Consider the following 26,980-nt stretch of genomic DNA (forward strand, 5'->3'; position numbering starts at 1 on the left):
ACCACCCGCGCGGGAACCGCTGTTGAGGCGGCCCGCCAATCCGTCGTGTCCGATATCCCGAACGGTCGGCAACGTTTCGAACGGGCTTCGTCCAACCCCTTGCCGAAGGCTTAGCCGAAGGTTAACGTCCGGCTCCGCACCTCCTGTTTCAGCCACTCGGCGTTGAGCCCGTGGCCCGCAGCCGCACAAGAGACAAGGACGTCACCATGTCGGCCATGAGCAGCAACTGGGACCGCCGATCCATCCTCCGCGCCGCAGCAGGACTGTCCGCCGCGGGCGCGCTGACCGCCTGCGGCGGCAACAACGGCCGCTCCAGTGGGGGCAGTTCGGGCACGAACCTCACCCAGTATTTCCACGCGTACGGCGAGGCGGGCACCGAGCAGGCCATCAAGAAGTACGCGAAGGCGTACGACGCGGCCAACGTGACCACGCAGTGGATCACCAGTGCCGACTTCGAGAGCAAGCTCTTCGCGACGTTGCTCACCAAGAACGCGCCCGACCTCTTCGAGTTCCACCCGCAGATGCAGATGATCACGAGCGGCCAGGTGGCGGACCTGACCGACATCATCACGCCGGTGAAGGACGACTTCAACCCGGCCGACATCAAGTCGCACACGGTGGACGGCAAGATATACGGCGTCCGCATGATCGACGACCCGCAGTTCTTCTTCTACCGCAAGTCGATGCTGGAGAAGGCCAAGGTCGAGGTCCCGACCACGCTCGACGAGCTGGCGGAGGCAGCGGCCAAGCTGACCACCAGCAAGGTCAAGGGCCTGTACATGGGCAACGACCTGCACAATGTCATCGACACGATGATCTGGTCGGCCAACGCCGACCACCTCAACGAGAAGAACGAGATCGCCTACCACACCCCCGGCGTCATCGAGGGCCTGAAGAAGATGCGCAAGCTGTTCACCAGCGGCGACCTTCTCCTCGGCGCACCGACCGAGTCCTGGGACCCCTCCTCGCTCAACCAGGGCCTGTGTGCCATCCAGTTCTGCGGCATGTGGGCGATGCCGGGGATCCAGGCCGCGCTCGGCGACGACTGGGGAGTCTTCCCCTTCCCGAAGACGATCGACTCCGGCAAGCAGTCGGTCTACAACGGCGGCTGGTCGATGTTCGTCAACGCCAAGGGCGAGAACGTCGAGGCTGCCAAGGAGTACGTCAAGTGGCTGTGGCTCGACCAGAAGGAGTACCAGGAGGACTGGGCCACCTCCTTCGGCTTCCACATCCCGCCGCGCACCTCGCTCGCACAGACGGCCACCAAGCTCAAGTCGGGCAACGCCGCTGAGGGCGTCCGGCTCTTCAACGAGTTCGGGCACTTCGACAACATCGGGTGGACCCAGGCCATGCGCACCTCTCTTGAGGACGTCTTCGCCAACTCCGTCCGCAAGGACATGGACCCGGAGGAAGCCCTCGACAAGGCCGACACGGCAGTCAACCGCGAGCTCAAGAAGCTCTTCGGATAGACCGCGGGACGGACCACGACATGTCGACGACCAAGACGCGCGACCTCGCGCGCCCCGCCGCGGCGAAGGCCTCACCGGCCAAGCCGCGGCAGGGTCTGCGGGGCAGCCCCACCCTCAACTTCTGGCTCTTCACCGGGCCGTTCCTCATCGGCCTGGCGGTCTTCGTCTACGCGCCGATCCTCTGGAGCCTCTGGCTCAGCTTCTTCGAGGCCCGCTTCACCGTCACGCCCGACAAGTTCGTCGGCTTCGCCAACTACACGTACATGCTGACGAACGACGACTTCGTCGGCTCGCTCGGCACCTTCACCGCCTTCGCCGCGTTCATCGTGCCCACCACCTGGGCGCTCTCGCTGGGCCTGGCCCTCCTGGTGACCCGGCTGCGCTTCATGCGGGCGTTCTTCCGGTCGGTCTTCTTCCTGCCGACCGCGTGCAGCTATGTGGCCGCCTCGATGATCTGGAAGATGTCCATCTTCAGCGGGGTCCGGTTCGGCCTGATGAACACGGTCCTCGGCTGGTTCGGGATCGAGAACATCGCCTGGCTGGCCGACCCCAACCCCCCCTGGTACTGGGTGGTCATCGTCAGCGCGCGTCTGTGGCTGCAGGCCGGCTTCTACATGATCCTGTTCATCGCGGCGCTGCAGAACATCCCGGGCGAGCTGTACGAGGCCGCCGCCATCGACGGCGCCAAGCCGGGCTGGCAGACCTTCTGGTACATCACGCTGCCCCAGTTGCGCGCCACGTCCACCGCCGTGGTCCTGCTGCTGCTGGTCGCCGCCTACCAGGCCTTCGACGAGTTCTACAACCTCCTGTCGAAGACCACCTGGGGCCGTCCGCCCCTCCTTGAGCTGTACTACAAGGCCCTGGGCGAGAGCCAGGACTACGGCGCCGGCAGCGCGGGCGCGGTCATCCTGACCGTGCTCATCTGTGCCGTGACCCTGCTCCAGGGCAAGTTCATGGGCTTCGGAAGGGGGGAGGAGACCAAGTGACCACCACGATGCCCGAGGCACCAGAGGTACGGGATTCCGCGCCACCGTCGGACAAACCCCGCCGCGTCCAGCGCGGTGGCGGCGTGATGAGCTCCACCGGGCTCTACATCGCCACCGGGATCGCCGGCTTCCTCTTCCTGGTCCCGTTCTACCTGCTGGTCCGCAACGCCCTCTCCACGGACGCCGACATCACGGGCGAGAACTGGAAGTTCTTCCCCACGGACATCCAGTGGGGCAACATCAGCGAGCTGTTCAACGATGGGACGGTGCCCTTCGCCCAGTCCCTGTGGAACTCGGCGGTCGTGGCCACCCTCCACACCGTCGGCGTCCTGCTGGTGTGCTCCCTCGCCGGCTACGGTCTGGCCCGCATCCCGTACAAGCACGCCAACAAGGTCTTCTACGCCGTCCTCGGTACTCTGATGGTCCCCACGGCGGTCACCTTCGTCCCGAGCTTCGTGCTGGTCTCGTCACTCGGCTGGGTGGACACCTACCGGGGTCTCATCGTCCCGGGCCTGTTCAGTGGTTTCACCTGCTTCCTGTTCCGGCAGTATTTCCTGGGGTTCCCCAAGGAGCTGGAGGAGGCGGCGCGCGTGGACGGACTGGGCTACTGGGGTGCGTACTGGCGCATCGTGGTGCCCAACTCGCTGAACTTCTTCGCGGCGATGGCGACCATCACCTTCATCCAGGGCTGGAACTCCTTCCTGTGGCCGCTGGTCATCGGTCAGAGTCCGGACGCGTGGACCGTTCAGGTAGCGCTCTCCAACTACATGAGCAACCAGACCGTCATCTTCCATATGATCTTCATGGCCACCGCCTTTTCCATCCTGCCCCTGGTGTTCGTGTTCCTCTTCCTCCAGCGCTGGCTGGTACAGGGGATCGCCCAGACCGGCATCAAGGGCTGAGCCGCCTATCGGGCTGAACCACGGGCTGAACTAGGAGACCGATGTCCTTCCGCACCACGGCAGCGTCCATCACGACGGCGACCGACTACGTCGAAGATGTCTCACCCGGCCGCGGGGCCCTTCCGCCCCGCGCCTGGTACGCGTCCTCCGACGCCGGTTCGCTCTCCCTGAACGGCAGTTGGCGTTTCCGGCTGTCGCCGACCGCCGACGGGGCGGACGACTCGTTCACCGAGCCGGGGTACGACGCCGGGGACTGGGCGGAGGTGACGGTCCCCGGTCACTGGGTCCTCCAGGGCGACGGGGCATTCGGTTCACCCATCTACACCAACCATCTCTACCCCTTCCCGGTGGACCCGCCGCGGGTGCCGACCGAGAACCCGACCGGCGACCACCTGCACGTCTTCGACCTGCCGTCCGACTGGCCCGATCTGTCGGACGGCGGGGCGGTGCTGCGCTTCGACGGGGTCGAGTCGTGCGCCCGGGTGTGGCTGAACGGCACGGACATCGGCGAGTTCAAGGGCTCGCGGCTGGCGCACGAGCTCGCGGTCGGGCAGCTGCTGAAGCCCAGCGGCAACGTCCTCGCCGTCCGGGTCCACCAGTGGTCGGCGGGCTCGTACCTGGAGGACCAGGACCAGTGGTGGCTGCCGGGCATCTTCCGCGACGTGACGCTGCTGCACCGCCCGGCGGCCGGTGTCCTCGACTTCTTCGTGCACTCCTCGTACGACCACACGACCGGCGAGGGCACGCTCCGCGTCGAGTCCGACGTGGAGGGGCGAGTCACCGTCCCCGAGTTGGACATCGATGTCAGGACCGGTGATCCGGTAGCGGTCGCGGTCGAGCCGTGGACCGCCGAGACACCCCGCCTGTACGACGGTGTGCTGGTCACAGCGGGTGAGCGGGTGCCGCTGCGCATCGGCTTCCGGACCGTGGAACTGGCGGACGGGCTCATCAAGGTCAACGGCAGGGCCATCCTGTTCAAGGGCGTCAACCGGCACGAGTGGCACCCCGAGAAGGGCCGCACCCTCGACCTGGAGACCATGCGGGCCGACGTGCTGCTGATGAAGCGGCACAACCTGAACGCCGTCCGCACCTCGCACTACCCGCCGCACCCGGCCTTCCTCGACCTGTGCGACGAGTACGGTCTGTGGGTCATCGACGAGTGCGACCTGGAGACCCACGGCTTCACCGAGCAGAACTGGCGCGACAACCCCGTCGACGACGACCGCTGGACCCCGGCCCTCCTGGACCGCGCGTCCCGGATGGTCGAGCGCGACAAGAACCACCCGTCGATCGTCATCTGGTCACTGGGCAACGAGGCCGGCACCGGACGCGGGCTGACCGCCATGGCCGAGTGGATCCACGGCCGCGACAGCTCCCGGCTCGTGCACTACGAGGGCGACTGGGACTGCCGCGACACAGACATGTACTCCCGCATGTACGCCGACCACGCGGAGACCGAGCGCATCGGCCAGGGCCTGGACGGCGGCACGCAGAAGCGGCGCGGGCTCCCGTTCATCCTCTGCGAGTACGGGCACGCCATGGGCAACGGCCCCGGCGGCATCGCCGACTACCAGCGGATCTTCGAGGCCCACGACCGCATCCAGGGCGGCTTCATCTGGGAGTGGATCGACCACGGCATCAAGGACGAGCGGTTCGGCTACGCGTACGGCGGCGACTTCGGCGAGGAGCTGCACGACGGCAACTTCGTCTGCGACGGGCTGGTCTTCCCGGACCGGACGCCGTCCCCGGGGCTCGTGGAGTACAAGAAGGTCATCGAGCCGGTCCGGATCGAGGGCGTCGGCACGGACGGGACCGTGCGCGTGACCAACGCGTACGACTTCGCCGACCTGTCCGCGCTCACCTTCACGTGGTCGTACGACGTCGACGGCACGCCGGTCGCGACCGGCACCCTGGCGGTGCCCGCGTCCCTGGCCCCCGGCGAGTCGGCCGAGGTGAAGCTGCCCGAGCCGCCGTCCGACGGCCAGGACGCCGAGACCCGCTGGACCGTGCGGGCCACGCTCGCCGAGGACACGGCGTGGGGACCGAAGGGGCATCCGGTGGCTTGGGGCCAACTCCCCGTCCAGGCACGCCCGTCGGTGACCGTCACCGCCAGTGCGCGCCCCGTTGACGACGAGGAGGAAGGCATCGTGCTCGGGCCCGCCGTCTTCACCCCCTCGACCGGCGAACTGGCAATGATCCACGGCATCGACGTCATGGACGTCAAGCTGGACGTGTGGCGGGCGCCCACCGACAACGACTTGGGCGCGGCCTGGCAGCCCGACATCCGGTACGGCGTCCTCTGGCGCAAGCTGGGCCTGCACCGGATGCAACACCGTCTGGACGGTATCGAGTTGGGCGAGGACGCCCTGACCGTACGGACCCGGGTGGCGCCGGCCGCCGCCGACGTGGCCCTGCGTACGGTCTATCGGTGGACCTCCGACGGGACGCGGCTGAAGCTGACGGTGTCCGTGACCCCCGAGGGCGACTGGCAGGTGCCGTTGCCCCGGCTCGGGCTGCGCCTCGGGCTGTTCGCCGGCACCGACGTGACCTGGCACGGCGGCGGCCCCGGCGAGGGCTACCCCGACACCAAGTCAGCCTCCATGCTGGGACGTTGGGAGTCCACGGTCGACGACCTCCAGACTCCCTACCTCCGCCCGCAGGAGAACGGCGCCCGCGCCGACGTCCGCTGGGCGGAGATCGGCTGGGGCAAGGGTCTCCCCTCGCTGCGGATCGACGGCGAGCCGGAGTTCTCGTTCACGGCGCGCTACTGGACGAGCGAACGGCTCGACGCGGCCGACCACCTCTCCGACCTGTGGTCCGGCGACACCCTGTGGATCAACCTCGATCACGGGCAGCAGGGCATCGGCTCGCAGTCCTGCGGCCCGGGCGCGCTTCCGCAGTACCTGCTGCGGGCGGCACCGGCGGAGTTCTCCTTCGTGTTCTCCGCACTCAACCTATAACTGACGCATCGTCAACTCATTCCACTCGGGGGTTCGTTGAGCGGCAATATAGAGGTCCGTGGCCTGTCCCGGACCTTCCACACCACCGTGCGGCGTCCTGGCTTCGCCGGGGCGCTGCGCTCCCTCGTCCAACCGGAACGGGTTGCGAAGCACGCCGTCTCCGACATCACCTTCGACGTGGCGCCGGGTGAACTCCTGGCCCTGCTAGGGCCGAACGGCGCAGGCAAGTCGACGACCATCAAGATGCTCACCGGCATCCTCACCCCCACGTCCGGCGAGGCGCGGGTCGCCGGCGTGGTGCCGTACCTGGAGCGCGAGCGCAACGCCCGCAACATCGGGGCGGTGTTCGGGCAGCGCACCCAGCTCTGGTGGGACCTGCCGGTGCGCGAGTCGTTCTCGATCCTGCGGGACATCTACGAGATACCGAAGCCCGAACACGCGGTACGCCTCCAGGAGTTCGACGACCTGCTGGAACTGTCCACGTTCTGGGACACCCGCGTACGGCATCTGTCGCTGGGCCAGCGGGTGCGCTGCGACCTGGCGGCGGCACTGCTGCACGATCCGCCGGTGGTGTTCCTCGACGAGCCCACCATCGGGATGGATGTGGTCGTCAAGGAGCAGGTGCGGGAGTTCCTGCGCCACCAGGTCGAGGAGCGCGGCCGGACCGTGCTGCTCACCACCCATGACATGACGGAGGTCGAGCGGCTCGCCGAGCGGGTCGTCCTCGTCAACCACGGCCGCCTCGTGCTGGACGGCACGCTGGACGAGATCAAGAAGAGGTTCGGCTCGACCTGGCAGGTCCGGGCGACACTGGCCGACCCGCATGCGGAGGTAGAGGCACTCCCGGGCATCGCACTGCTCCGCCGCGAGGGTCCGAAGGTGGTCTTCGGCCCGGACGGTCCGGACGGTCCGGCCGCCCCGACGGTCCACCAGGCGCTCAAGCGGGTGATCGAGCGGTACGAGGTGACGGACATCGCCCTCGACGAGGCCGACCTGGAGGACGTGATGCGGGCCGCGTACGTCCAGGCCGAGGCACCGGAATCGCGCGGGGGCGGCTGACATGGCCGTCCTGCACGCCTGGCGGGCCGCCAGGGTCACCCCTCTCGGTGAGCTGTACGCCCCGCCCCGGATGACCGCCGCCCTGATCCGGCTGACCGTCCAGGTGGTGCTGGTCGCGTCCCTGTGGAACGGCCTGTACCAGCAGACCGGCACGACAGCCGGAATCAACCGCGAGCAGGCGGTGACGTACGCCGTCATGGCCGTACTCGCCTCCCGGCTGCGGGAGTTGGACCAGTACGCGGGCCGCGACACCGTGCTCCAGCACATGCACTTCGGCACGATCGTGTACTGGTACCTGCGCCCGCTGGCACCCCAGCGCTACTACGCGCTGCGGGCGCTCGGCGAGCAGTTGTACGGGCTCGCCTGGGCACTGGCCGGGTTCACCCTCTGCCTGGCGACCGGGGTGGTCCAGCCACCCGGATCGGCCGCCGTGGCAGGGGTGTTCGCGCTCAGTCTGCTGCTCGGCCAGCTGGTTCTCTACTACGTCATGCTCGTCATCGACCAGTTCTGCTTCTGGACACTGCGCAACGGCGCCGCGATGCTCATCCTGGTCTTCGCGCAGAACCTGCTGTCCGGGGTGTACGCACCGCTGTGGTTCTTCCCGGACTGGTTCATCACGCTCAGCTCCTTCCTGCCCTTCCAGGCCACGCTGAGCGTGCCGTTGTCGCTGTACGTGGGGCGCATCCCGCTCTCGGACGCCGCCTTCCAGCTCTCCGTGCAGGCCGGGTGGATCCTCCTTCTGGCCCTGTTCACCCGGTTTTTGTGGCGGCGGGCCGCCCTCCGAGTCGTCTCCCAGGGAGGCTGAGGCCCGTGAACGCCGTACGTATCGCGTGGCGCATCACGCGCCTCAACTTCCGTGCCCAGCTGGAATACCGCTCCGAGTTCCTGCTGATGATCGGGATCGGCGCCATCTGGCAGGTGTCGGTGATCGTGTTCGCGACGGTGCTGCTGACCCGGTTCGCCGGGATGGGCGGCTGGGACAGCTCGGAGGTGTTGCTGATCCCGGCGACCCGGATGCTGGCACACGGCATCTTCGTGCTGTTCCTCGGGCGGATGCACGGAATCGGCAAGATCATCCAGGAGGGGATGATCGACACCTATCTGGTCCGTCCGATGCCGGTGTTCCGTCAGGTCCAGCTGTCCGTCTTCCCCACCAACGCCATCGGCGACCTGACGGTGGCCGTGGGCCTCATGGTGGGCGCGCTCTCCCGCAGCGACCTGGACTGGACCGCGGGCCGCATCACGTACCTCGTCGTCTGTGTCCTCGGTGGGATGCTCCTTGAGGCGGCCCTGTTCACCGCGGTGGCCTGTGCCTCGTTGCGTTTCCCGGCCGCCGACTACTGGGGACGCTGGCTGGAGGAGCTGCTCGGCACGTTCGGCAGCTATCCGCTCAACGTGCTGCCCAGGGCGGTGAGCGGCTTCCTCACCTTCGGACTGCCGCTCGCGTTCGTCGCCTACTTCCCGGCGGCGGTACTGACCGGTCACGGCCACGACACAGGCGTGCCGTACTGGCTGGCGGCGGCCTCACCGCTGCTGGGACTGGCCGCGTTTGTGGGAGCACGGCTCCTGTGGCGGTGGAGCCTGGGGCACTACACGGGGGTGAACGGGTGACGCCCATGCGGTGATCCGCGCGGCACGGTGACGGGAAACATGAACCCTGCTCGACCAGCGAGTGATCGCCGAACGACCCGGACGCGGCGGATCGTCACTCCACTCATTGTTCCCCCAACAGCCCTTGTCCAGCACACTGTTGGCCGTGAACCTGAGCAGTGTTCACCTACCCCCCATGGAGACCCCCCACCATGAGAAGACTCATCGGCACCCTCGTCGCCGGCGCCCTGGCCCTGACCGGGCTCGCCACGGCCGGCTCGACCCCGGCCGCCGCCGCTGCCACCTCAGGCACCTTCAACGTCCTCACGTACAACGTCGCGGGCCTCCCGGACCTCCTGAGTTCGGGAAACCCCGAGGTGAACACCCCGCTGATATCGCCGCGTCTGGGCGCGTACGACATCGTCAACGTGCAGGAGGACTTCAACTACCACGCGGCGTTGTACGCGAACGACAACCACGCGTACCGCACGGCGACGAGTGGTGGAGTGCCCTTCGGTGACGGCCTCAACACCCTCTCGGACTACGCTTTCCAGGACTTCGAGCGGGTGAAGTGGAACAACTGCACCGGCACCAACTGCCTCACCCCGAAGGGCTTCTCACTGGCCCGGGTGCGGATCGCCGAGGGCGTCTACGTGGACGTTTACAATGCCCACCCCAACGCGGACGACACCGACGAGGCGCACGCCGCGCGCCGGGCCAACATCTCGCAGCTCTCCGCCTTCATCCAGGCCAACTCCGCGGGCAACGCGGTGATCGTCGCGGGTGACACGAACACGCGGTACACCCGCGCGGGCGACAACATCCGCACGCTCGCGTCCGAGAACGGCCTGACGGACGCCTGGGTCCAGTTGGTCAAGGGCGGTACGCCGCCGGTCCAGGGCAGTGACGCGCTCGTCTGCCCGACGACCGCGCCGACGAACAGCTGCGAGGTCGTCGACAAGGTCCTCTACCGAGGCAGCAAGCTCGTGAACCTGTCCGCGACCCGCTACAACAACGAGTGGGCGTCCTTCCTGGACTCCGCGGGCGGCAACCTCTCCGACCACTTCCCGCACACCGTCGACTTCTCCTGGACGCTGCCCTCGAAGCTGCGCGCGAGCGACTTCCTCGGCGGCGAGCACGGCACGGCGTTCACCGACGCCGACGACCTCCCGGCGACGCCCTCGCCCCGCACACTCACCCTGCGCGGCGGCTCCCGTCTGGACGGGGTGTCCCTGACGCACGACGGCGGCACGACACTGACCCATGGCGGCACGGGCGGCACCGCTTCCTCCCTCACCCTGGCGTCCGGCGAACACCTCACCTCGGTGAAGCTGACGCAGGGTCAGAAGGACGGCCGGACAAGGATCTTCTCGGCGGCGTTCACCACGGACAAAGCCCGCACCCTGGCCTCCGGCACGGCCACGACGGCCACGGCGACGTTCACGGCACCGTCCGGCTGGCAGATCGTCGGCTTCACCGGCCGCTCGGGCACCGAGATCGACAAGCTCGGCGTGGTGTACGCACCGATCGCCTGAACCTGACCAGCCCAACTCCCGTTACTGGAGCTGCTGTTGTGTGGGCGGACAGCCTCCCGGTGTCCGCCCACTCGCACACCTGTCCGGACGTCCGCAAAATCATTCCGCGCCGGGCCTTCCCAGCCGGTAACTTCGGGAGGATGAGTGATCACTATGACGTGCGTGGTACCGGCCCCGTCCTCCTCATCATCCCCGGCGGCGCCGGACATCCCATGGGCCTCGAGAAAGCCACCGACCTCCTCTGCGAACGCTTCACCGTCGTGACGTACGACCCGCTCGGCCTCGCCCACGGCCAACTCGGCAAGCCCGTCGAGGAACAGCGCGTCGAGTGGTGGAGCGAAGGCGCCGCCCGGGTGCTGGAGGCGGTGCTCCCCGAGGGTGAGTCCGCGTATGTGTTCGGCACCAGCGCGGGGGCCGTCGCCGCCCTCGATCTCGCGTCCCGGCACCCGGGGCGGCTGCGGCACGTGGTCGCGCACGAGCCGCCGGTCGTGGCGGTCCTGCCGGACGCCGAGCGGCAGCGGGCGATGTTCACCGAGGTGCGCGACACCTACCGCGCACGGGGCGTCGAGGCAGCCTCGGCCCGTATGACGGCGGGCCTGGAGGAACGGGGCCTCACCCAACAGGAACTGGACAAGGAGTCGGGCACGGAATCGGGCACGGAGGGCCAACTTCCATCCCTCACGGATGAGTTGGCAACCCCTATGGGCGTTCTCCTCACCCGCGTCCTGGTCCCGTTCACCTCCTACGCCCCCGACCTCACCGCCCTTTCCGCCCCCTCTCCCCGGCTCACTATCGCCATGGGCATCGACTCCGCCGGCCAACTCCTGCACCGCACCGGCACGTTCCTCGCCCGACGGACGGGCAGCGTCGCCCGCCAGTTCCCGGGCGGGCATCTCGGGCTGCTCACCCACCCGGTGGAGTTCGCGGGGCGGCTCCGGGAGACATTGGTTCCGGTCGGCTGACGCCGGTCGGGGCCAGGGTCGGAGCTGAGGCCGAGTCAGTGGTCCTGGAACCGTGGCGCTGGTGACCGAGCGCCATCACTTCGTCGTACGAGGGTGCCTCACCCCGGGGAACCCGCCCCGCCCTGATGTCGCCGAGCGCCTCCAGGGCCGCGCCCAGTGCCCGCCGGTAGAGGAGCGAGCCGAGGCTGATGCGGCGTACGCCGAGGTCGGCGAGTCGGGCGACCGTGGGGCCGGTGGGCGAGTAGAGGATGTTGAGCGGGACGCCGAGACTCCTCACCAATGCGGCGATCTGATCCGGGTCGGTCAGGCCGGGCACGAACACCCCGTCGGCGCCCGCCTGTTGGTAGGCGTCGAGGCGGGTCATAGTGTCCCGGGCCAGGGTGGGGGACCGGCGGTCGCCGAGCCAGTGCGTGTCCGTCCGGGCGTTGACGAAGAGGGCGGGGGCGGCGGCCTTGACGGCGGCGATCTTCTCGGCGTGCAGGCCGGCGGGTCCGAGGCCGTCCTCCAGGTTGATGCCGACGGCGCCCACGACGGACAGTTTCCGCGCGAACTCCCCCACCTGGACCGGGTCTTCGCTGAATCCGCCCTCGGCGTCGACGGACAGCAGGAAGTCCTCCGTGCCGAGGTTCAGGGCGAGTTGGAGGGTGTGGTCGCGGGTGGCGGCCGTACCGTCGGGCAGCCCGACGGCCGCTGCGACGCCGAGGCTCGTGGTGCCGATCGCCGCGAAGCCCTGGGTGGCGAGGAGCACGGCCGAGGCGTGGTCCCAGGCGTTGGGCAGCAGGAGGGGCTCGTCGTGGTGGTGGAGGGCGGCGAAGGCGGACATGGGCTCGGTCATGCGGCCACGGTAGGGGCGTAATTGTTCGGCACCCGCCGAACCGTCCCGGCCTGCTCGGTGCGCCCGGTCTTCCGGTCGGCACCGGTCCGGCCCGGCGGCAACCTTTCCCCGCGCCACGGCAACAGACAGGTATGACATCAGCACCACTCCCCCGCACCTCCGCCCACCGTCGCACCCACGCGGCCCGCAAGCCCCTGATCGCCGGCCTCGCGGCGGCCGGTCTGCTCGCCGGTGCCTGGTACGCGACGGCCGGGGCGGCCACCGCGCCCGCCGCGCCCACCCTCGCCGTCACGAACACCTCCGTGACGCTGCCGGCCAAGTTCCCCTACCTGTCCGCCGGTTACAACAACACGCGGGAGTGGACGCGCACGGCGACCGCGGTAGCGCCCAACGGCACTCTGCGGGTCGCCTGGCCGGCGTCCGACGGTGTGCACGTGACCCCACTCACCTCGGCCGGCAAGCGCGCGGGCGGTGACGCGATCATCAAGGGCGCCAAGGAGGTCGGTGGACTGGTCGCGCACAACGACGGTTTCGCGCTGCTCACCCGGGTCGCCGACACCAACAAGTGGAAGGAGACGGCGGCGGCCCTCGTCCGCTTCTCGCAGGGCAGGGAAGCCTGGCGCACCAAGCTCACCGGCACCGCGTCCAACGACACTTCCCCGACCCTGGACGGCCAGCTCACCTGGAACGGCACCAAGTACGGCGCCTACTTCGTCGTACACGGAGCGGGCGGCTTCGCCGACGGCCACTTCGGCGACAAGCTGTCGTACCTGAGCGCCAAGGGCGCCAAGCTGGGCGGCGGTTGGGGCTGGGGCTGCTCGCACAACGAGGGCATCGCCCTGCACGCCGAGCCCACCGGCGACTTCACTTCCCTCTGCTTCGACGACTGGCGGTCCGGCCTGTTCGTGTCGACAGGCATCGGCGCCCCGGACAACGCGCCGGCCGTGCAGCGCGAGCAGTGCTGGGCGGGCTACTGCGGCGGCACGTACGCCGGCCGCACCGGCGACCTGGTGAAGTCGTCCACGGGCCGCTACGCCACCGCCTACGGCTCGCGCGGTTCGGCCTCCGCCGCGAAGAACCCGGACGACTCGAGCGGCCGGGGCTGGACGGTGAAGCCGAGGTGGAGCACGCACCAGGTGGCGGTGTCGTTCCTCAAGAACCGCAACTCGCCTGCGGGCAAGGCCGTTTACCTGACGAACGCGCCGGGCACCGAGCACGTCAACGTCCGCGTGGCCCCGTACGGCAAGGACCGGCTGCTGGTGTCCTGGGAGTCCCTGAAGAACGCCAAGTGCGCGAGCGGCACCTGCACCGGCACGTTCACAGGCACGCACCTGCGGCTGATCGACTGGAACGGCGCCTTCAAGACACCGGACAAGGTCGTCCAGGCACGCATCACGGGCGACATAGCGGCCCTCAAGGACGGCTCCCTGACCTGGGCGTACGCACCGGTGACCCCGTCGTACGCGACCCCGCTGACGGGCGCGTCCCCGGTCACGGCGACACTGCGGGTCGCCCGGCTGGCGCTCTGAACCGGCCGCACCGTACGGCTGGTCGCGAGGCCCGAGTGGTCCGGGGCAGCTGCGGCGAGTCGTCGAACCTGGAGCGCCCCGGTTCCGGTCGGGACGCTCCAGGGGCTCTTGTAGTGGTCCTAGCGGACCCCGCCCCGCGGAATCAGCCGCTGCGCCACCAGTTCGTCACGCACCAACTCGGCGTACACCGTGGCCCCGCGGACGGACGTGTGCGTGTTGTCGCGCTTCTCGTTGTAGAGGTACAGCGCCTTGGAGCCCTCGACGCCGAGGGACTCCACGAGCGCCTTCGTCTTCGCCGTCAGGTCGATCAGCGGTACGTCCTGTGCCGCCGCGACCGCGCGGATGACCGCCGGGTGGTCGACGCCGAGGCCGTTGACCAGCAGGGCCGTGCCGTTGTTCAGGGTGCCGTCGGAGTTGAACCAGCGGCGCACGATCGGAGTCACCAGTACCGGTTTCCCCCCTCGCTCGCGAATACCCGCGACGAGCGTCTCCAGGTTCGCGCGGTACGTCGGCTCGTCCGTCTGCTTGTCGTTGTGGGCGAGTTGGACGAGGACCAGGTCGCCGGGGCGGATCAGCGGCTGGACGGTCGGGAAGAGCGCGGAGTTGGCGAGGTAGGTGACCGTGCTCTCCCCGGAATCCGCGTAGTTGGCGACGGACAGCCCCTTGCGCAGGTACTGCGGGAGCTCCTGGCCCCAGCCGGTGTACGGGTCGCCCGGCTGGTCGCAGACGGTCGAGTCGCCGACCAGGAAGATCTGTCGCGTGTGCCGTGCGGCGGGGGTCACCCGGATGTCCGCCAGGGCCGGCGCCGAGCCGCCGAGCACCAGGTCGAGGCCGGGCGTGCCCTCGGCGCCGGTCGGTTCGCCCTCGGGCGTACGGACGTTGACGGTGAAACTGCGGGCCACGTGCTCGCCGGCCGCAGTGGCGGTCTCCGGGAGGAGCGCGCGCCGGGTCTCGCCGGTGACGGCGGTACCGGCGGCGGCCTCACCGCCCAGCAGCACCCGGACGTCGTACGTGCCTGGCGCCACGTCGAAGTGGCAGGCGGTGGCGGTGCAGTTCTCGATACCCAGGGCACGCGGGCCGTGCGAGGGCCGTTCGTGAGCGGCGGCGGGTACGGCGGCCAGCGTGGTTGCCGTACTCAGGGTCACAGCCGCCAGCACGGCTCGGTTGAAACGTCTCATCACGGTTCCCACAGCAGTCCTCCGACGCTCGACAAGGCCCAGCGGCAGGACCGTACATCGTCTGGCAAGCGCTTTCTAGAGTGCTGCACGATTTCACATATCTGCCAACTTCCTCACGACGAAAGCCCTTTCGCGAAATCGATTCAACTGTCAGTCTTCCGAACACCGCACACCCCCCACACCCCCACATCTCGTACCCCCACATCTCTCACCCCCATCTCTCACCCCACGTCCCGCACCTCCGAAGGAGGCACCCCCACATGTCCGCAGGCAACGACAGACTTCCTGAACACCCTGGACACCCTGGGCACTCCGGGCCCCACCTCGGCCGTCGTGCGCTCGTCCTCGGCGCCACGGCCGCCGCGGCCGGGCTCGCCCTTCCCGGTACCGCGCAGGCGGCGACCTTCGGCTACACCGACGACGGCACGAACTACGTCATCGACACCGGCGCCAACCTCGTCTTCAAGGTCCGCAAGTCCAACGGCGACCTGTCCTCGCTGGTCTACCGGGGCACCGAGTACCAGGGCTACGGCGGCAACAACTCGCACATCGAGTCCGGCCTCGGCTCCTCCACCGTGACCATCCAGCAGTCCGGTTCGACGATCCTGGTCAGCGTCACCTACGGCACGTTGAAGCACTACTACGCGGCTCGCAGCGGCGAGAACAACGTCTACGTGTGGACCAACAAGGCCGACACGTCGGTGTCGGCGACCCGCTTCATCCTGCGCGTCAAGGCGGGCCTGTTCCTCAACGACGAGCCCGACTCGTACACCTACACGAACAGCACGATCGAGGCCTCGGACGTCTTCGCGAAGTCCGACGGCCAGACCCGCTCGAAGCACTACTCGAAGCTGCGCGTCATCGACTACAGCCACGTCGGCTGGACCACCGGCAGCGTCGGCCTGTACGTGGTGCGAAGCAACCACGAGAAGGCCTCCGGCGGCCCGTTCTACCGCTCGCTCCTGCGCCACCAGAGCGCGGACGGCGGCGGCCTGTACGAGATCCTGTACTACGGCCAGAACCAGACCGAGGACCAGCGCTTCGGCCTCCAGGGCCCGTACGTCATCGCCCTCACGGACGGCGGAGCGCCCTCCTCGTCGCTGTACGCGGGGACGCTCACCACCGCTTGGGCAGACTCGCTCGGCATCTCCGGCTACGTCGCCGCGGGCGGCCGGGGCCGGGTCGCGGGCGTCGGCATCACCGGGCGCGACACGGCGTACGCGTACACGGTCGGGATCGCCAACTCGGCGGCGCAGTACTGGGGTTCGGCTCGCGCCTCCGACGGCTACTTCTCCATCGCGGGCGCCCTGCCGGGGACGTACACCCTCACGGTTTTCAAGGGCGAACTCGCCGTGTACACCGCCTCGGTTACGGTCACCGCCGGTGGCACGACCACGCTCAACTCGATCGCGATCCCGTCCACGAACGACCCGAGCAACGCGAGCGTGATCTGGCGGATCAACGACTGGAACGGCACGCCGAGCGGCTTCAAGAACGCCGACCTGATGACGTACGCGCATCCGTCTGACGTTCGGGCCGCCGCCTGGACCGGCAACGTGGTGGTCGGCAGCGGCACCGAGACGTCGGGCTTCCCCTGCTACATCTGGAAGGACGTCAACAGCGGCCTGCTGGTGTACTTCAAGCTGACCGCTGCGCAGGCCGCCGCCGCGCACACCCTGCGCATCGGCGTGACGACGGCCTTCGCCAACGGCCGCCCGCAGGTCGTCGTCAACGACACCTGGACGTCGGCCATCCCGTCCCCGCCCACCCAGCCGACCAGCCGGTCGCTGACCAACGGGTCCTACCGGGGGAACAACAACACGTTCACCTACAGCGTTCCGGCGAGCGCCTGGCTGACGGACACCAGTCAGTACAACGTGCTGAAGATCAACGTGGTGAGCGGGTCGGGGACGACCTCCTACCTCAGCGCGGGGACAGCGATCGACGCGCTCGACCTGCTGGCCTAGCAGCTTGACTGTTTGTCATGTTCCGCGTGTCCACTGCTGGTTCGTGCCGCTGCCGCACGTGTACGTGATGATGGCGGCCGAGTCGGCGGTGGACGCGCCGTTCACGTCGAGGCACTCGCCACTCGCGCGGGAGACGACCTTGACGTAGGAGCCGGTGGTGGTGAGCGACCACTGCTGGTTGGTGGCCGAGGAGCTGCAGTTCTCCTGTGTGACCGTGCTGGCGTTCTCCTGGACGCACAACGAGCTGTTCCGGACCATCAGTTGGTAGTAGCCGCTCGCGACGGACTTGAACCAGTACTTCTGGTTGTTGCCGCTGTTGCAGGTGTACTGCTTGATCTGGGCGCCCGCCCACAGCGACTGGCTGGTGACATCGGCGCACTTGGACGAGTGCCGGGCGATCAGCGTGTTGTACGTGGCGCTGTTCCCCGTGACCGTCCCGGTGGCGGTGTCGAGGGTGACCTCCGGCGACCAGGACATGGAGATCGTGGTCGAGGACGTGAAGCTCAACGGCAGCCAGACATAACGGGAGTCGTTGACGGTCCCGCCGAAGGCGTTGCCCCAGCGGTCGCCCATGTAGAGGTACGAGGTGCCCGAACTCCCCTGCACGGGAAGGACGTACGCGGCCTGCGAGCCGTACGTCGTCGAGTCGCCGACGTTCGTCATCGCGGTCCACGGGCCGGCGATGCTGGTCGCGGTGGCGTACTGCTGCTGGTTGGGGCTCCAGCCGGTGGCGCCCGAAGTCAGCATGAAGTAGACGCCATTGCGCTTGAACAGGGCCGGCGCCTCACGGTGACCGCCGTGCCAGGGGTCGGCGACCAGGCTGTCGATGCCGGTGTAGTCCGCGGTGAGCCTGTAGATCTGGAGGTCGTAGTTCTCGCGGGCCGCCGAGATCATGTAGCCGGTGCCGTCGGTGTCCACGAACACCGTGATGTCGCGGGACATGTAGGTGTCCAGCGGCTGGAAGCTGCCCTGCCAGGTGTAGTTGCCGTCCACCGTGTCGGAGACGGCGACGGCGGCACGGGCCTCGCTGTAGTCGGCGCCGTTCTCCTTGTGCATCCACATCACGTACTTGCCGGTGGCCGCGTTGTAGATGACCTTCGGCCGCTCGATGTTGGCGGTGGCGAGTTCGGAGGCACTGGACTGGGTCAGGACGTGGTTGCGGAACTCCCAGGTCTTCAGGTCGGTGGAGCGGTAGGCGTCCACGTACTGGAAGGTGTTGTCGGCGTTGCGGTGCTCGCCGAACCAGTAGTAGTAGGACCCGACCTTGATGACCCCGCCGCCGTGCGCGTGGACGGGGTCACCGTTGGTGGCGGTGAACTGGGTGCCGTTGGTGATGGTCACGGCCGCGGCCTGGGCGGGCCCGGCGGTGGTGAGGGCGCCGGCCAGCGCCAGACAAAGGGCGAGGAGAACCGCGTACACACGTCTCATGAGCCACTCTCCAAAAGTGAGCCGACCTGCGTGTCTGCCTGTGTGACTGCCTGCGTGCCCGTCCGTGTGACGGTCTGTGTGTCGGCGACGGGGACGCCGAAGTCCGGGGTGCCGTCGGTGTTCCACCCGAGCTTCTGCACCCGGGTGTGCCGGTTGGGATCGTTGAGCGGATCGCCGACGATCTCCTTGTACTGCCGTGCGTGGTAGACGAGGACGTCGGTACGGCCGTCCTCGGCGACGGTGAAGCAGTTGTGGCCGGGGCCGTACTGCTTGGTCGTGTCGTTGCTGGTGAAGACGGGTGTCGGGGACTTGGTCCAGTTGGCCGGGTCCATGAGGTCGGCGCGGGCGTCGATGGTCAACAGGCCCATGCAGTAGTGGAAGTCGGTGGCGCTCGCCGAGTACGACATGAAGATCCGGCCGTTGCGCTTGATGAACGACGGCCCCTCGTTGACCCGGTAGCCGATGCGCTCCCAGTCCAACTCCGGTGTGGTGAGCCGGACCTGAGGTCCGGTCAGCGTCAGCGGATCGGCCATCTTCGACAGCCAGACGGCGGTGTTGTTGTCCATGCCGGGCTCGTGCTGCGCCCAGGCGAGATAGCGGGAGCCGCGGTGGGTGAAGGTGGTGGCGTCGAGCGAGAAGGTCTCCCAGGCGGTCTTGAGCTGCCCACGCTCGACCCAAGTCCCGGTGAACGGATCGCGGTTGGCGTTCTCCAGGACCCAGATACGGATGTCCCAGATGGCCTCGGCGGGCGCGGAGGCGAAGTAGACGTACCACTTGCCGTCGATGTGGTGGATCTCCGGCGCCCAGATGTGCGCGCCCATGGCCCCGGTCTCGTGCTTGCGCCAGATGACGGACTCGTCGGCGGTGGCGATCCCGCGGATGGTGCGGGAGCGGCGCAGGATGACGCGGTCGTACTCGGGGGCGGTGGCCGTGAAGTAGTAACGGCCGTCGGTGTGGCGGTGGATGTGGGGGTCGGCACGGTTTCGCACGAGGGGGTTGACGTAGGGGGCGGTGTCACAGAGGGCGCCCGCCGGAGCGGTGGCGGCGTGCGCGGTGCCGGAGATCCCGGGAATGGCGGAGCTGGCTGCCAGGACTCCGCCGGCCAGGGCGCCCTTCAGGAGGGTTCTCCGCGAGGAGAGGGCGGGGTCTTCGAGCGGGTCTTCGAACGGATCTTCCGGCAGGTCGTCGGCGCGGCTCATGCGGGCTGCCTCTCGGGGTGGGGCACGAGATGTCGGTGGGTGCGGGTCTCGGGGATCTCTGGGGGTCTCGGAGTCTCGGGGTCTTGAGGTGTGTATTTGTGTGCGTCTGTGGGGGGTGACACGAGAAACGTTCGTAATTACGAACAAGATCCGTCATTCCGGGTGCCGAAAAGGTAAGCGCGTGTTACGGGAAGGTCAACGGGTCGGAACGAATGAATCCGCCGAACAACTTTCTGTTATTACCGGGAAGTCCGGTCCGTCTCCTGTCACGTGCACAGCGACTCCCCCACCACCAGCCCCATCGCCGGCCTCGCCCCCGGGGCCGCTCAACGGACGGTCACGGCTGCCGCGGCCCTCGCGATGACCGCCCTCCTGCTCGGCGCCCCGCCCGCGTCGGCGGCCGGTTCCCGGGACGCCACCTCCGACGTACTCGCCGGCCGGGACATCACGCTCACCGGCGACACGGTGGTGACGGTGCCCGCCGGGACGACGACGTACGACGGCGTCCTCCGCGGCGAAGGCACTCTCACCGTGCGCGGCACAGGCACTCTGATCCTGACCAGGGACAGCGACTTCACGCTGCCCAGGTCCCGGCAGGGGCAGCGGGTGAGCATCCCGGGCGGCAACCACCCGTACGTCACGGTGACGAACCCCGACCCACCGGCGGTGACGGTCGAGCGGGGAGCCACTCTCCAGTACGGCAACGGCGGAACGACGGGCCTGATCGGCCACTTCCCGTACAACACCCCGTCGTTCCGCCTGAACCAGGACAACATCAGGGTGGACGGCACCCTGCGCCTGTCGCTGAAGAGCGCGTACAACCTGGGCACGATCAGCGGCGCCGGACTCGTGACCCAACCCCGCTTCCTCTGGGGCACCTGGGATCTCTCGGGCACCCACTCCTTCTCCGGAGTCATCGACAACGGCACCCAGGTCAACGCGGGCCGACCGGAGTTCGCGACGTCACTCCCCCGCGTGCGCAAGGTTCTCAATCAGGGCACCTGGACGGTCGACACGCCGCTCGGCCAGACGGTCACCATGGGGATGGACTTCTACCAGCGCGAGTACGGCAGCGACATCAACGTCCAGTCCCGCCCGGGCTCGAAGGTGGTGCTGACCGGTCAGTACAGCTGGTCGAACCAGGGCGGCGACACCGACCCGTCGCTCAGCGACCCCGCCCTCAACTGGACGCCCGCCCGCAAGAACGTCAACAAGCGCGGCACCAACATCAAGGGCGCGAACGTCCAGTGGGGCGACGGCACGACGAACAAGATCTTCATGCCGGGTACGTCGGAGACCGTATACATCAACCTCCTCGCGGCGAGATCCCGTTCACTCCTGACCTTCGACTACGACGGCCCGGTGACGCTGGGTGCCCCCATCGGCGGCGGCCGGTTCCACGACACCCTGTCCGCGCCCGGCGCCGGGGACATCGTCGTCAAGGGAACGCGCGGCAACGATGTCACGTTCGCCGCCGTCCAGTACTACGACGGGTCGACGACCGTCGAGAAGGGCGCGGTACTGCGACTGGGCAGCGGAAAGGCGGGCGGTGACGGCGGCCTGTACACCGCGGGCTCGCTCTACAAGGTCGTGAACAACGGCTCGTTGGTGGTACGGAACACGAGCAGGGCGCTGGTGCTGTCGCGGATCAGCGGCGGCGGCTCGTTCACACAGTCGGGCGCGGCGACGACGACACTGACGGGCAGCGGAGTGACGTACGGCGGCAGCACGACGGTCACGAAGGGCACGCTGGCGCTCAGGGGCGGAGCAACTCTCGCTCGCAGCAAGGCGATCCGGCTGACTGCGGCGGGCGCACGGCTGGACGTGGGCTCGGCGGGGCTGCGCGTGAGGACCACGCTCACCGGCTCGGGGACGGTCAAGGGCTCGGTGACGAACGAGGGCGTGGTAGCGGGCGGGTTGACGGTGACGGGGAGCTATACGCAGGCGGCGAAGGGCGAACTGGTGCTGCGGGGCCGTCCGTTGAAGGTCGCCGGTGCGGTGCGGCTGGCGGGGACGCTGGACTTGTCGGCGGCGGGTTCAGCCCCTGCCTCTGCCTCTGCCTCTGCCCCTGCCTCTTCCTCTGCCCGCACGATCACGGTGCTGAACCACTCGGGGCGGGTGAAGACGTCCGGTGCGTTCAGCGGGTTGAAGGAGAGCACCGCGCTGAAGCTCGGCGACACGACGTACCGGATCAGCTACCGGGGCGGCGACGGAAACGACGTGGTCCTGACGCCGGCCTCGAAGACTGCGTCACCGACTGCGAGTCCGGGAGCGCGCTCCGGGTCGAAGACGGGGACAGGATCGGGCTCGGTCACGGCGGCCGGCGCGAGCACCGACTCCACCTCCGCGGCGTCCGGTCTGGGGCTCGGCTTCTGGCCGTACGCGATGGCGGTCGGGCTGTTGGCGGGACTGAGGATTCCGGCTACCCGGAGGGTCCGGGGACACGGAAACGGACGGCGCCGGGGCGGACGGCATGCGGCGCAGGGCGGAACGGGACGGAGTGGGACTGAGCGGGACTGAGCGGGACTGATCCGGGGCGGGCGAGACCTGTCGGTATCGCCCCCCGCTCCGGATACTGGAGAGCATGGGATTCGCCGTCTTCATGACCTTGCCGGGGCTGGTCATCCTGCTGACCGCCACGGCCTTCGCAGATCAGCTGCTGTTGCGTGCCGGGCGGGCCGGACGGCTCCCCTGGCGCAACAGCGCCCGCCAGGGCCAGATATCGGCAACCGGGTTCGAACAACTCCACGCGACCTTCTCCCCCGGGAAACAGAACGAACTCAAGGAACGGCAGTCGTCGCTGCTGATGCGGGACGACGAGGAGGACGGAGCGCCGCCGAACCGGACGACGGTGGATCTGGAGGGAGGGGTCGCGGTCGTCCGTGTACCGCAAACCGACCAGTAGGGCGCGGGTACGGCGTCGTCGTTCGCGAACGTCACTCCCGCGCTCTCGGGTAAACGAGGGAGCGTCTGGGAGTACCCGGGGTGCCCCGGACTCCCCGGTGTACGTAGTAGTGCTCGCAGACCTTCCCCTGAGCTGAGCGCGGGAGAACGAGGTTCTGAAGCTCTTGCCATTCGCGGACTCCCTGGTGACCTCCGTGCGCGTCTCGCACCCGGGAGATCACCAGGGCATCCTCCCAGGCCGCGAGCGAGGTCTGACCATCATCCGCGACCTACTGTCGAACTGAGGGAGCAACATGACCATCATCGCTGTGACAGGGCACATCGACCTGACCGACATTAGTGTGCCCCTGGTACGCGAGGCCCTCCACGAAGCGCTGAAGCCATTCGCCGACTCCGGTCTGACCGGCGTGTCATGCATCGCCAAGGGCGCCGACTCGCTGTTCGCCGAGGTCGTGCTGGAACTCGGCGGGCGTCTGATCGTCGTCATTCCCTCGCGGGACTACCGGCAGAACAAGGTCAAAGCCGACCATGCCGAGACCTTCGACCGGTTGGTGGAGTCCGCCGACGAGGTGCTCGTGCTTCCCAACGAGGCGGCCGGTCGATCAGCGTACGAGGATGCCAACCGGGCGCTTCTCCAGCGCGCCGACCGACTTGTGGCCGTGTGGAACGGAGAGCCCCCGACCGGCAAGGGTGGCGGCACCGCGGACGCCGTCATCGAGGCGCGCGAAGCAGGCCTGCCTGTCGACGTCGTCTGGCCGGACGGCGCGTCCACGGGCTCGTCGTCCGCAGCACCCCGCACCACGAAGGTGTCTGCCACCGGCACAGCCGCTGGCTCCTCGGAGCAGAGCAACACGATCTGACGCTGCTGCCCGAGGTTCTGCGGGCCAACCTCCAGCATCACCGGATCGTCCGCCGGGGCGCCCATCCCTTCACCGAACTGGCCTTCATCGACGCCCGCGACTGGCTGACCAGGTGGTTCACCAGTGAGCAGAGCGGAGAGCCCCTTCGGCAGAGGTGGAACCGCCGACTCGAAATGCTGGGCGAGGACCCGTTCGGTGATCCCCACCGTCCCTCCGAGCCCCGAACCGAAGTGGCCACCTACCCCGAAGTCATCCACCTTCACTGCGAATCCTGGAGCAGGGCGTCTCACCACCCTGACAATGCTCATCGAGGCCAACCGACTCTCAAGGGTTGGGGGTCGGCAGAGGTTTGGCCTACGAAGTGGCGTGGTTGGCCCGCGTACGGGAGAGGTCCGCCGTCCGTTGGCGGAGGTGGCGGACGTCGCGTTCGACGATGCGCGGGACCGGTCGTCACACAATGGAGCGCGCGATGCGGAACCCTACGTCGTCGACCTGGAATGTCGGGTGGCTGCGGCGCCGCGCAGAGGCCCGGCAACTCCAGTGCTCATCGAACCAACCACCGCCACGGAGCACCCGGTAGGTGCCGTAGACCTCTGCGTCGTAGACGTCCCAGCACCAGTCCCAGACATTGCCAAGCATGTCGTAAAGACCCCATGGGTTGGGGTCTTTGCCGCCCACGGCGTGGATGCGCTCGTCCGAGTTGCCCCGGTACCAGGCGATCTCGTCGAGCATCCCGTACTGCGGCCCGGTCGTACCGGCACGGCAGGCGTGCTCCCACTCGGCTTCGGTCGGCAGCCGGTATCCGTCGGCGGATGCGTCCCACTCGATGCCTTCGCTGTCGGCAGGGAGGTGGTAGGCGGGCGTGAACCCGTCGCGCAGGGACAGGGCGTTGCAGAACCGTGCCGCGTCCCACCAGGAAACGCACTCAACGGGCAACTGGTCCCCCTGGGCGGTGCTCGGCCGCCGGCCGGCGATCTGTGCATACAACGCCTGGGTGACCGGGAATGCCGCGAGCTGGTAGGGCGCAAGCTCGACCGACCAACTGCGCCGCGTCCGCCGGTCCGACAGCGTTACCTGCCCCGGCGGGATGGCGACCATCTCGTTTCCCGCGACCACGTCCATGATCAGGAGATCCTACCGAGACGTGTCAGTTCGCCAAGGCGGGGCCGGCCACATCAAGTGAGACAGCGACCGGCGTCCAAGCGCCCGGAGCCAGACCAACTGAGACTCTCGGCGCCGAGGCGTCCCAAACGATCTGGTCGCCGCAGGGAACAGCTCTGCCCACAGTCCAGATCATCCGAGACGGGACACCTGCCCTGAATCTCCCTGGTCGCCGCGACGCTGCACCGCCTACGCTCCATCCCATGCGCAGCGTGTTCGTGTTCCCCGCAGGTGAGCGAGCCGAGACCGTCGCCTCGCTCGATCAGTACCTGCCCCAGCAGCGTGATCCGTGGACTCTGGACGGCAACCTCTACATCAACATCGACGATGAGGAAGCCGGGTACCTCTTCTCCGACTGGGATCCCGACGATGTCGCAGTCCTCGAAGTGGCCGTCGGGCATCACCCCGGCTGGGCAGTGCAGATCGATATCTCCGGGCGGATCGATGGCACTGCGGAGGTCCACCGACTGGTCGCGCTGCTGCTTGAGCACGGAGGTGTTGCGATTGACGACTACTCCGCCCACCCCTGGACTCTGCAGGAAGTCGAGTCCGGGACCGTGATCGACGGCCTGGGCTTCTTCGACTTCCTCACCTACCACGAACTCCACGGCGAACACTGACATCGCGGGCTCGAGCACCGTTCAGGCAAGTTCAGAGAAGTCACCCATTGCCGGTAAACCCGGCGCCTACCTGCCCCGAACTGGTCTTTTGCTTCGGCGATCGTGCGGCGGGTGGTGTGTTCCCCGCCGGTGAAGCCCATCGCGGCGATCCTCTCGTGCACCACGTCCGCGCGGGCCCGACGGCGCTGGTCGGGGTACTGGCCGGCGGCCCGCATCTTCACGTACCGGGCCACCGTGTGGTGATCGCACCCGGCCGGCTCGGCCGCGGCACGGCAACTGCCCGTGAGGTCGTGTGCCTCAAGGATCTCCTCGTGTCGAACGGAAGTCGCGATCGCCTCTGGCACCACGTAGTTCAGAGAAGGCGCGGGAGCCGTAGCCCCGCGATGCCGATGTCACCGGTCCTGGATACGCCGGAAGGGCCGGTCGGCCTCCAGTTCGAAGGCGATCTCCAGCAGCTTCCGTTCACCGCCGGCGGCGGCGGAGAACATGACGCCGATGGGTAGCCCGTCCGCCGTCGCACTCACGGCGGGCACCGAGATCGACGGAGTGCCGACGATGTTGTCGAGCGGTGTGAACGCTACGTACGCGAGGAGCCGTTCCATCAGCGTCGAGTAGGGAACGTTCGGGCTGAGGTGGCCGATCGGTGGCGTGGTGTGGGCGAGCACGGGCGACATCACGAGGTCGAGCCCACGGAAGGACGCCGCATGCGCCTCCTTCGTACGCTTCAGTCGTCGCACCACGCCGGGAGTCCGCCGCCAGTTCCGCAGATAGTCCTCGCGCAGCCCCTGGCACAGGGCGTCCATGCGGCGCCGGTCGAAGTCCGCCCCGAGGCTGCGGCCCGTGACACCGAGGAGGAAGGACAGCATCCCCCAGTACGTGAGGAAGTCGCTGGTGAAGTTCGGGTCCAAGTCCAACTCCACCGGTTCCACGGTGTGTCCGAGCCGTCCGAGCGTGGCCACGGTCTCCGTGACCGCCGCCCGGGTCGCCGCGTCGGTGTGAGCTCCGTTCGGCGAGTCCAGCAGGAACCCGATGCGCAACCGTCGCTCCGAGGGGCCTTCGACCAGGCCGATGGGCGGCAGCCCGGGACTCCGCCGGTGCGTCTCCGCGGCGGCGAGGAACGCGGCGGTGTCCCGCACCGAACGGCTCACGATTCCGTCGGAGACGATGTCGATCGGCAGCCGACGGCCCAGCTCACTCCCCACGACGCGGCCACGGGTCGGCTTGAGGCCGACGAGTCCGCAGCAGGCCGCGGGTATCCGGATCGAGCCACCGCCGTCGTTGGCGTGCGCGACCGGCACGGCACCGGCGGCGACCAGTGCCGCGCTGCCGCCCGACGAACCGCCCGCCGAGTAGCCCGTGTTCCACGGGTTGCGCACCGGCTCCGCACCGTCGTACTCGGTGCTCGCGTTGAACCCGAACTCGGGCAGCCGGGTCTTGCCCAGCACCGTGACACCGCTGCTCAGGAGCTGCTGGGCGAACGGTGCGTGCCGCCGCGCCGGCCTCGGCCGGAAGGCGGCGCTGCCGTGGCCCGTGGGCAGCCCCTGGTAGTCGGTGTTGTCCTTGACGAACGTCGGCACCCCGGCGAAGGCACCGCCCGTTCCGGCGGCGTGCGCCGGGCTGTCGACCTGCACCTGAACCGCGCCCAGCCGCGCGTCGACCGCCCGCACCCGCTCCACGGCGTCCCGGGCGACCTCGGCGGGGGACACCTCACCCCGCCGGATCGCCTCGGCGAGGCCGACGGCGTCGTGCTCTCCCAAGGAGTCGTCCCGGAAAGCATGAACGATGGTCCGTTCATCGAAAGTCGTCACCGGTGCCTCAGCATCTGCCGTGTGGATG

At 68.5% G+C, this 26,980-nt stretch carries 20 protein-coding genes and 2 pseudogenes; 15 read left to right on the forward strand and 7 right to left on the reverse strand.

What is annotated here, in order from left to right; genetic code table 11:
• The first annotated feature begins 206 nt into the window (after window positions 1–206).
• The 9 genes from G3I71_RS30155 (at window position 207) to G3I71_RS30195 (ending at window position 11,463) form a co-directional block, all read left to right on the forward strand.
• Window positions 207–1,469, forward strand: a complete 1,263-nt coding sequence (locus tag G3I71_RS30155; RefSeq protein ID WP_164319450.1) for an ABC transporter substrate-binding protein — start codon at window positions 207–209, stop codon at window positions 1,467–1,469.
• A gap of 20 nt (window positions 1,470–1,489) precedes the next feature.
• Window positions 1,490–2,455, forward strand: coding sequence for a carbohydrate ABC transporter permease (locus tag G3I71_RS30160; protein ID WP_164319451.1), 966 nt, complete (start codon window positions 1,490–1,492; stop codon window positions 2,453–2,455).
• Between the two features lie 8 nt (window positions 2,456–2,463).
• Window positions 2,464–3,357 (forward strand): carbohydrate ABC transporter permease, encoded by an 894-nt coding sequence (locus G3I71_RS30165; RefSeq protein WP_164319613.1) that lies wholly within the window; start codon window positions 2,464–2,466, stop codon window positions 3,355–3,357.
• Window positions 3,358–3,398: 41 nt separating this feature from the next.
• Window positions 3,399–6,317, forward strand: a complete 2,919-nt coding sequence (locus G3I71_RS30170; RefSeq protein ID WP_164319453.1) for a glycoside hydrolase family 2 TIM barrel-domain containing protein — start codon at window positions 3,399–3,401, stop codon at window positions 6,315–6,317.
• Between the two features lie 36 nt (window positions 6,318–6,353).
• Complete coding sequence (locus G3I71_RS30175) at window positions 6,354–7,376, forward strand: ATP-binding cassette domain-containing protein (protein WP_164319455.1); 1,023 nt, start codon at window positions 6,354–6,356, stop codon at window positions 7,374–7,376.
• 1 nt (window position 7,377) lies between these two features.
• Window positions 7,378–8,181 (forward strand): ABC-2 family transporter protein, encoded by an 804-nt coding sequence (locus G3I71_RS30180; RefSeq protein ID WP_164319457.1) that lies wholly within the window; start codon window positions 7,378–7,380, stop codon window positions 8,179–8,181.
• 5 nt (window positions 8,182–8,186) lie between these two features.
• A complete protein-coding gene (locus G3I71_RS30185) occupies window positions 8,187–8,987 on the forward strand; it encodes an ABC-2 family transporter protein (RefSeq protein ID WP_164319459.1) in 801 nt (266 codons plus the stop codon).
• 191 nt (window positions 8,988–9,178) lie between these two features.
• Window positions 9,179–10,501: a jacalin-like lectin gene (locus G3I71_RS30190; protein ID WP_164319460.1), complete on the forward strand. Its 1,323-nt coding sequence runs from the start codon at window positions 9,179–9,181 to the stop codon at window positions 10,499–10,501.
• A 140-nt stretch (window positions 10,502–10,641) separates the two neighbouring features.
• On the forward strand, window positions 10,642–11,463 hold the full coding sequence (locus tag G3I71_RS30195; RefSeq protein WP_164319462.1) for an alpha/beta fold hydrolase: 822 nt from the start codon (window positions 10,642–10,644) through the stop codon (window positions 11,461–11,463).
• Here the strand turns inward: G3I71_RS30195 and G3I71_RS30200 are convergent.
• A complete protein-coding gene (locus G3I71_RS30200; protein WP_239149428.1) occupies window positions 11,405–12,298 on the reverse strand; it encodes an isocitrate lyase/phosphoenolpyruvate mutase family protein in 894 nt (297 codons plus the stop codon). The two genes, G3I71_RS30195 and G3I71_RS30200, sit on opposite strands and share 59 nt — an antisense overlap.
• Window positions 12,299–12,429: 131 nt before the next feature.
• Here G3I71_RS30200 and G3I71_RS30205 point away from each other — a divergent pair, with 131 nt between their 5' ends.
• Window positions 12,430–13,827 (forward strand): hypothetical protein, encoded by a 1,398-nt coding sequence (locus tag G3I71_RS30205; RefSeq protein ID WP_164319464.1) that lies wholly within the window; start codon window positions 12,430–12,432, stop codon window positions 13,825–13,827.
• A 119-nt stretch (window positions 13,828–13,946) separates the two neighbouring features.
• Here the strand turns inward: G3I71_RS30205 and G3I71_RS30210 are convergent, their stop codons facing one another.
• Window positions 13,947–15,005: a rhamnogalacturonan acetylesterase gene (locus G3I71_RS30210; RefSeq protein WP_164319465.1), complete on the reverse strand. Its 1,059-nt coding sequence runs from the start codon at window positions 15,003–15,005 to the stop codon at window positions 13,947–13,949.
• A gap of 260 nt (window positions 15,006–15,265) precedes the next feature.
• On the opposite strand from G3I71_RS30210, the gene G3I71_RS30215 reads away from it, so the two are divergent.
• Window positions 15,266–16,972 (forward strand): rhamnogalacturonan lyase B N-terminal domain-containing protein, encoded by a 1,707-nt coding sequence (locus G3I71_RS30215; protein WP_164319467.1) that lies wholly within the window; start codon window positions 15,266–15,268, stop codon window positions 16,970–16,972.
• Window positions 16,973–16,987: 15 nt separating this feature from the next.
• Here the strand turns inward: G3I71_RS30215 and G3I71_RS30220 are convergent, their stop codons facing one another.
• Both G3I71_RS30220 and G3I71_RS30225 read right to left on the reverse strand, forming a co-directional pair.
• A complete protein-coding gene (locus tag G3I71_RS30220) occupies window positions 16,988–18,400 on the reverse strand; it encodes an RICIN domain-containing protein (RefSeq protein WP_164319468.1) in 1,413 nt (470 codons plus the stop codon).
• Window positions 18,397–19,599, reverse strand: a complete 1,203-nt coding sequence (locus G3I71_RS30225) for a family 43 glycosylhydrolase (RefSeq protein ID WP_164319470.1) — start codon at window positions 19,597–19,599, stop codon at window positions 18,397–18,399. Before G3I71_RS30225 ends, G3I71_RS30220 begins: the two co-directional genes overlap by 4 nt.
• A gap of 360 nt (window positions 19,600–19,959) precedes the next feature.
• Between G3I71_RS30225 and G3I71_RS30230 the strand changes: the two genes are divergently transcribed.
• From G3I71_RS30230 to G3I71_RS30240, 3 genes and pseudogenes are all read left to right on the forward strand, one after another.
• Window positions 19,960–22,119, forward strand: coding sequence for an autotransporter (locus G3I71_RS30230; protein ID WP_164319615.1), 2,160 nt, complete (start codon window positions 19,960–19,962; stop codon window positions 22,117–22,119).
• A 64-nt stretch (window positions 22,120–22,183) separates the two neighbouring features.
• Window positions 22,184–22,504 (forward strand): DUF6191 domain-containing protein, encoded by a 321-nt coding sequence (locus tag G3I71_RS30235; protein ID WP_164319471.1) that lies wholly within the window; start codon window positions 22,184–22,186, stop codon window positions 22,502–22,504.
• A 292-nt stretch (window positions 22,505–22,796) separates the two neighbouring features.
• Window positions 22,797–23,273 (forward strand): annotated as a pseudogene (locus G3I71_RS30240) (hypothetical protein); the annotation flags it as partial.
• Between the two features lie 540 nt (window positions 23,274–23,813).
• Here G3I71_RS30240 and G3I71_RS30245 read toward each other — a convergent pair.
• A complete protein-coding gene (locus G3I71_RS30245) occupies window positions 23,814–24,485 on the reverse strand; it encodes a formylglycine-generating enzyme family protein (protein ID WP_164319475.1) in 672 nt (223 codons plus the stop codon).
• Window positions 24,486–24,727: 242 nt separating this feature from the next.
• On the opposite strand from G3I71_RS30245, the gene G3I71_RS30250 reads away from it, so the two are divergent.
• A complete protein-coding gene (locus tag G3I71_RS30250; RefSeq protein WP_164319477.1) occupies window positions 24,728–25,144 on the forward strand; it encodes a hypothetical protein in 417 nt (138 codons plus the stop codon).
• 38 nt (window positions 25,145–25,182) lie between these two features.
• Here the strand turns inward: G3I71_RS30250 and G3I71_RS30255 are convergent.
• Both G3I71_RS30255 and G3I71_RS30260 read right to left on the reverse strand, forming a co-directional pair.
• Window positions 25,183–25,476: pseudogene (locus G3I71_RS30255) on the reverse strand (IS21 family transposase); the annotation flags it as partial.
• 60 nt (window positions 25,477–25,536) lie between these two features.
• A complete protein-coding gene (locus G3I71_RS30260; protein ID WP_164319479.1) occupies window positions 25,537–26,952 on the reverse strand; it encodes an amidase in 1,416 nt (471 codons plus the stop codon).
• Window positions 26,953–26,980 lie beyond the last annotated feature (28 nt).

Origin of the sequence: Streptomyces sp. SID12501 (assembly GCF_010550245.1) — a bacterium.
Taxonomy (GTDB): domain Bacteria; phylum Actinomycetota; class Actinomycetes; order Streptomycetales; family Streptomycetaceae; genus Streptomyces.

Excerpts from the sequence above, each read along its gene's own strand:
- G3I71_RS30235 (WP_164319471.1), top strand. The coding sequence starts at position 22,184 with ATGGGATTCGCCGTCTTCATGACCTTGCCGGGGCTGGTCATCCTGCTG.
- G3I71_RS30195 (WP_164319462.1), top strand. The coding sequence starts at position 10,642 with ATGAGTGATCACTATGACGTGCGTGGTACCGGCCCCGTCCTCCTCATC.
- G3I71_RS30200 (WP_239149428.1), bottom strand. The coding sequence starts at position 12,298 with ATGACCGAGCCCATGTCCGCCTTCGCCGCCCTCCACCACCACGACGAG.
- G3I71_RS30245 (WP_164319475.1), bottom strand. The coding sequence starts at position 24,485 with ATGGACGTGGTCGCGGGAAACGAGATGGTCGCCATCCCGCCGGGGCAG.
- G3I71_RS30225 (WP_164319470.1), bottom strand. The coding sequence starts at position 19,599 with ATGAGCCGCGCCGACGACCTGCCGGAAGATCCGTTCGAAGACCCGCTC.
- G3I71_RS30170 (WP_164319453.1), top strand. The coding sequence starts at position 3,399 with ATGTCCTTCCGCACCACGGCAGCGTCCATCACGACGGCGACCGACTAC.
- G3I71_RS30190 (WP_164319460.1), top strand. The coding sequence starts at position 9,179 with ATGAGAAGACTCATCGGCACCCTCGTCGCCGGCGCCCTGGCCCTGACC.
- G3I71_RS30160 (WP_164319451.1), top strand. The coding sequence starts at position 1,490 with ATGTCGACGACCAAGACGCGCGACCTCGCGCGCCCCGCCGCGGCGAAG.
- G3I71_RS30220 (WP_164319468.1), bottom strand. The coding sequence starts at position 18,400 with ATGAGACGTGTGTACGCGGTTCTCCTCGCCCTTTGTCTGGCGCTGGCC.
- G3I71_RS30165 (WP_164319613.1), top strand. The coding sequence starts at position 2,464 with ATGCCCGAGGCACCAGAGGTACGGGATTCCGCGCCACCGTCGGACAAA.
- G3I71_RS30230 (WP_164319615.1), top strand. The coding sequence starts at position 19,960 with ATGACCGCCCTCCTGCTCGGCGCCCCGCCCGCGTCGGCGGCCGGTTCC.
- G3I71_RS30215 (WP_164319467.1), top strand. The coding sequence starts at position 15,266 with ATGTCCGCAGGCAACGACAGACTTCCTGAACACCCTGGACACCCTGGG.
- G3I71_RS30210 (WP_164319465.1), bottom strand. The coding sequence starts at position 15,005 with ATGAGACGTTTCAACCGAGCCGTGCTGGCGGCTGTGACCCTGAGTACG.
- G3I71_RS30180 (WP_164319457.1), top strand. The coding sequence starts at position 7,378 with ATGGCCGTCCTGCACGCCTGGCGGGCCGCCAGGGTCACCCCTCTCGGT.
- G3I71_RS30155 (WP_164319450.1), top strand. The coding sequence starts at position 207 with ATGTCGGCCATGAGCAGCAACTGGGACCGCCGATCCATCCTCCGCGCC.
- G3I71_RS30205 (WP_164319464.1), top strand. The coding sequence starts at position 12,430 with ATGACATCAGCACCACTCCCCCGCACCTCCGCCCACCGTCGCACCCAC.
- G3I71_RS30250 (WP_164319477.1), top strand. The coding sequence starts at position 24,728 with ATGCGCAGCGTGTTCGTGTTCCCCGCAGGTGAGCGAGCCGAGACCGTC.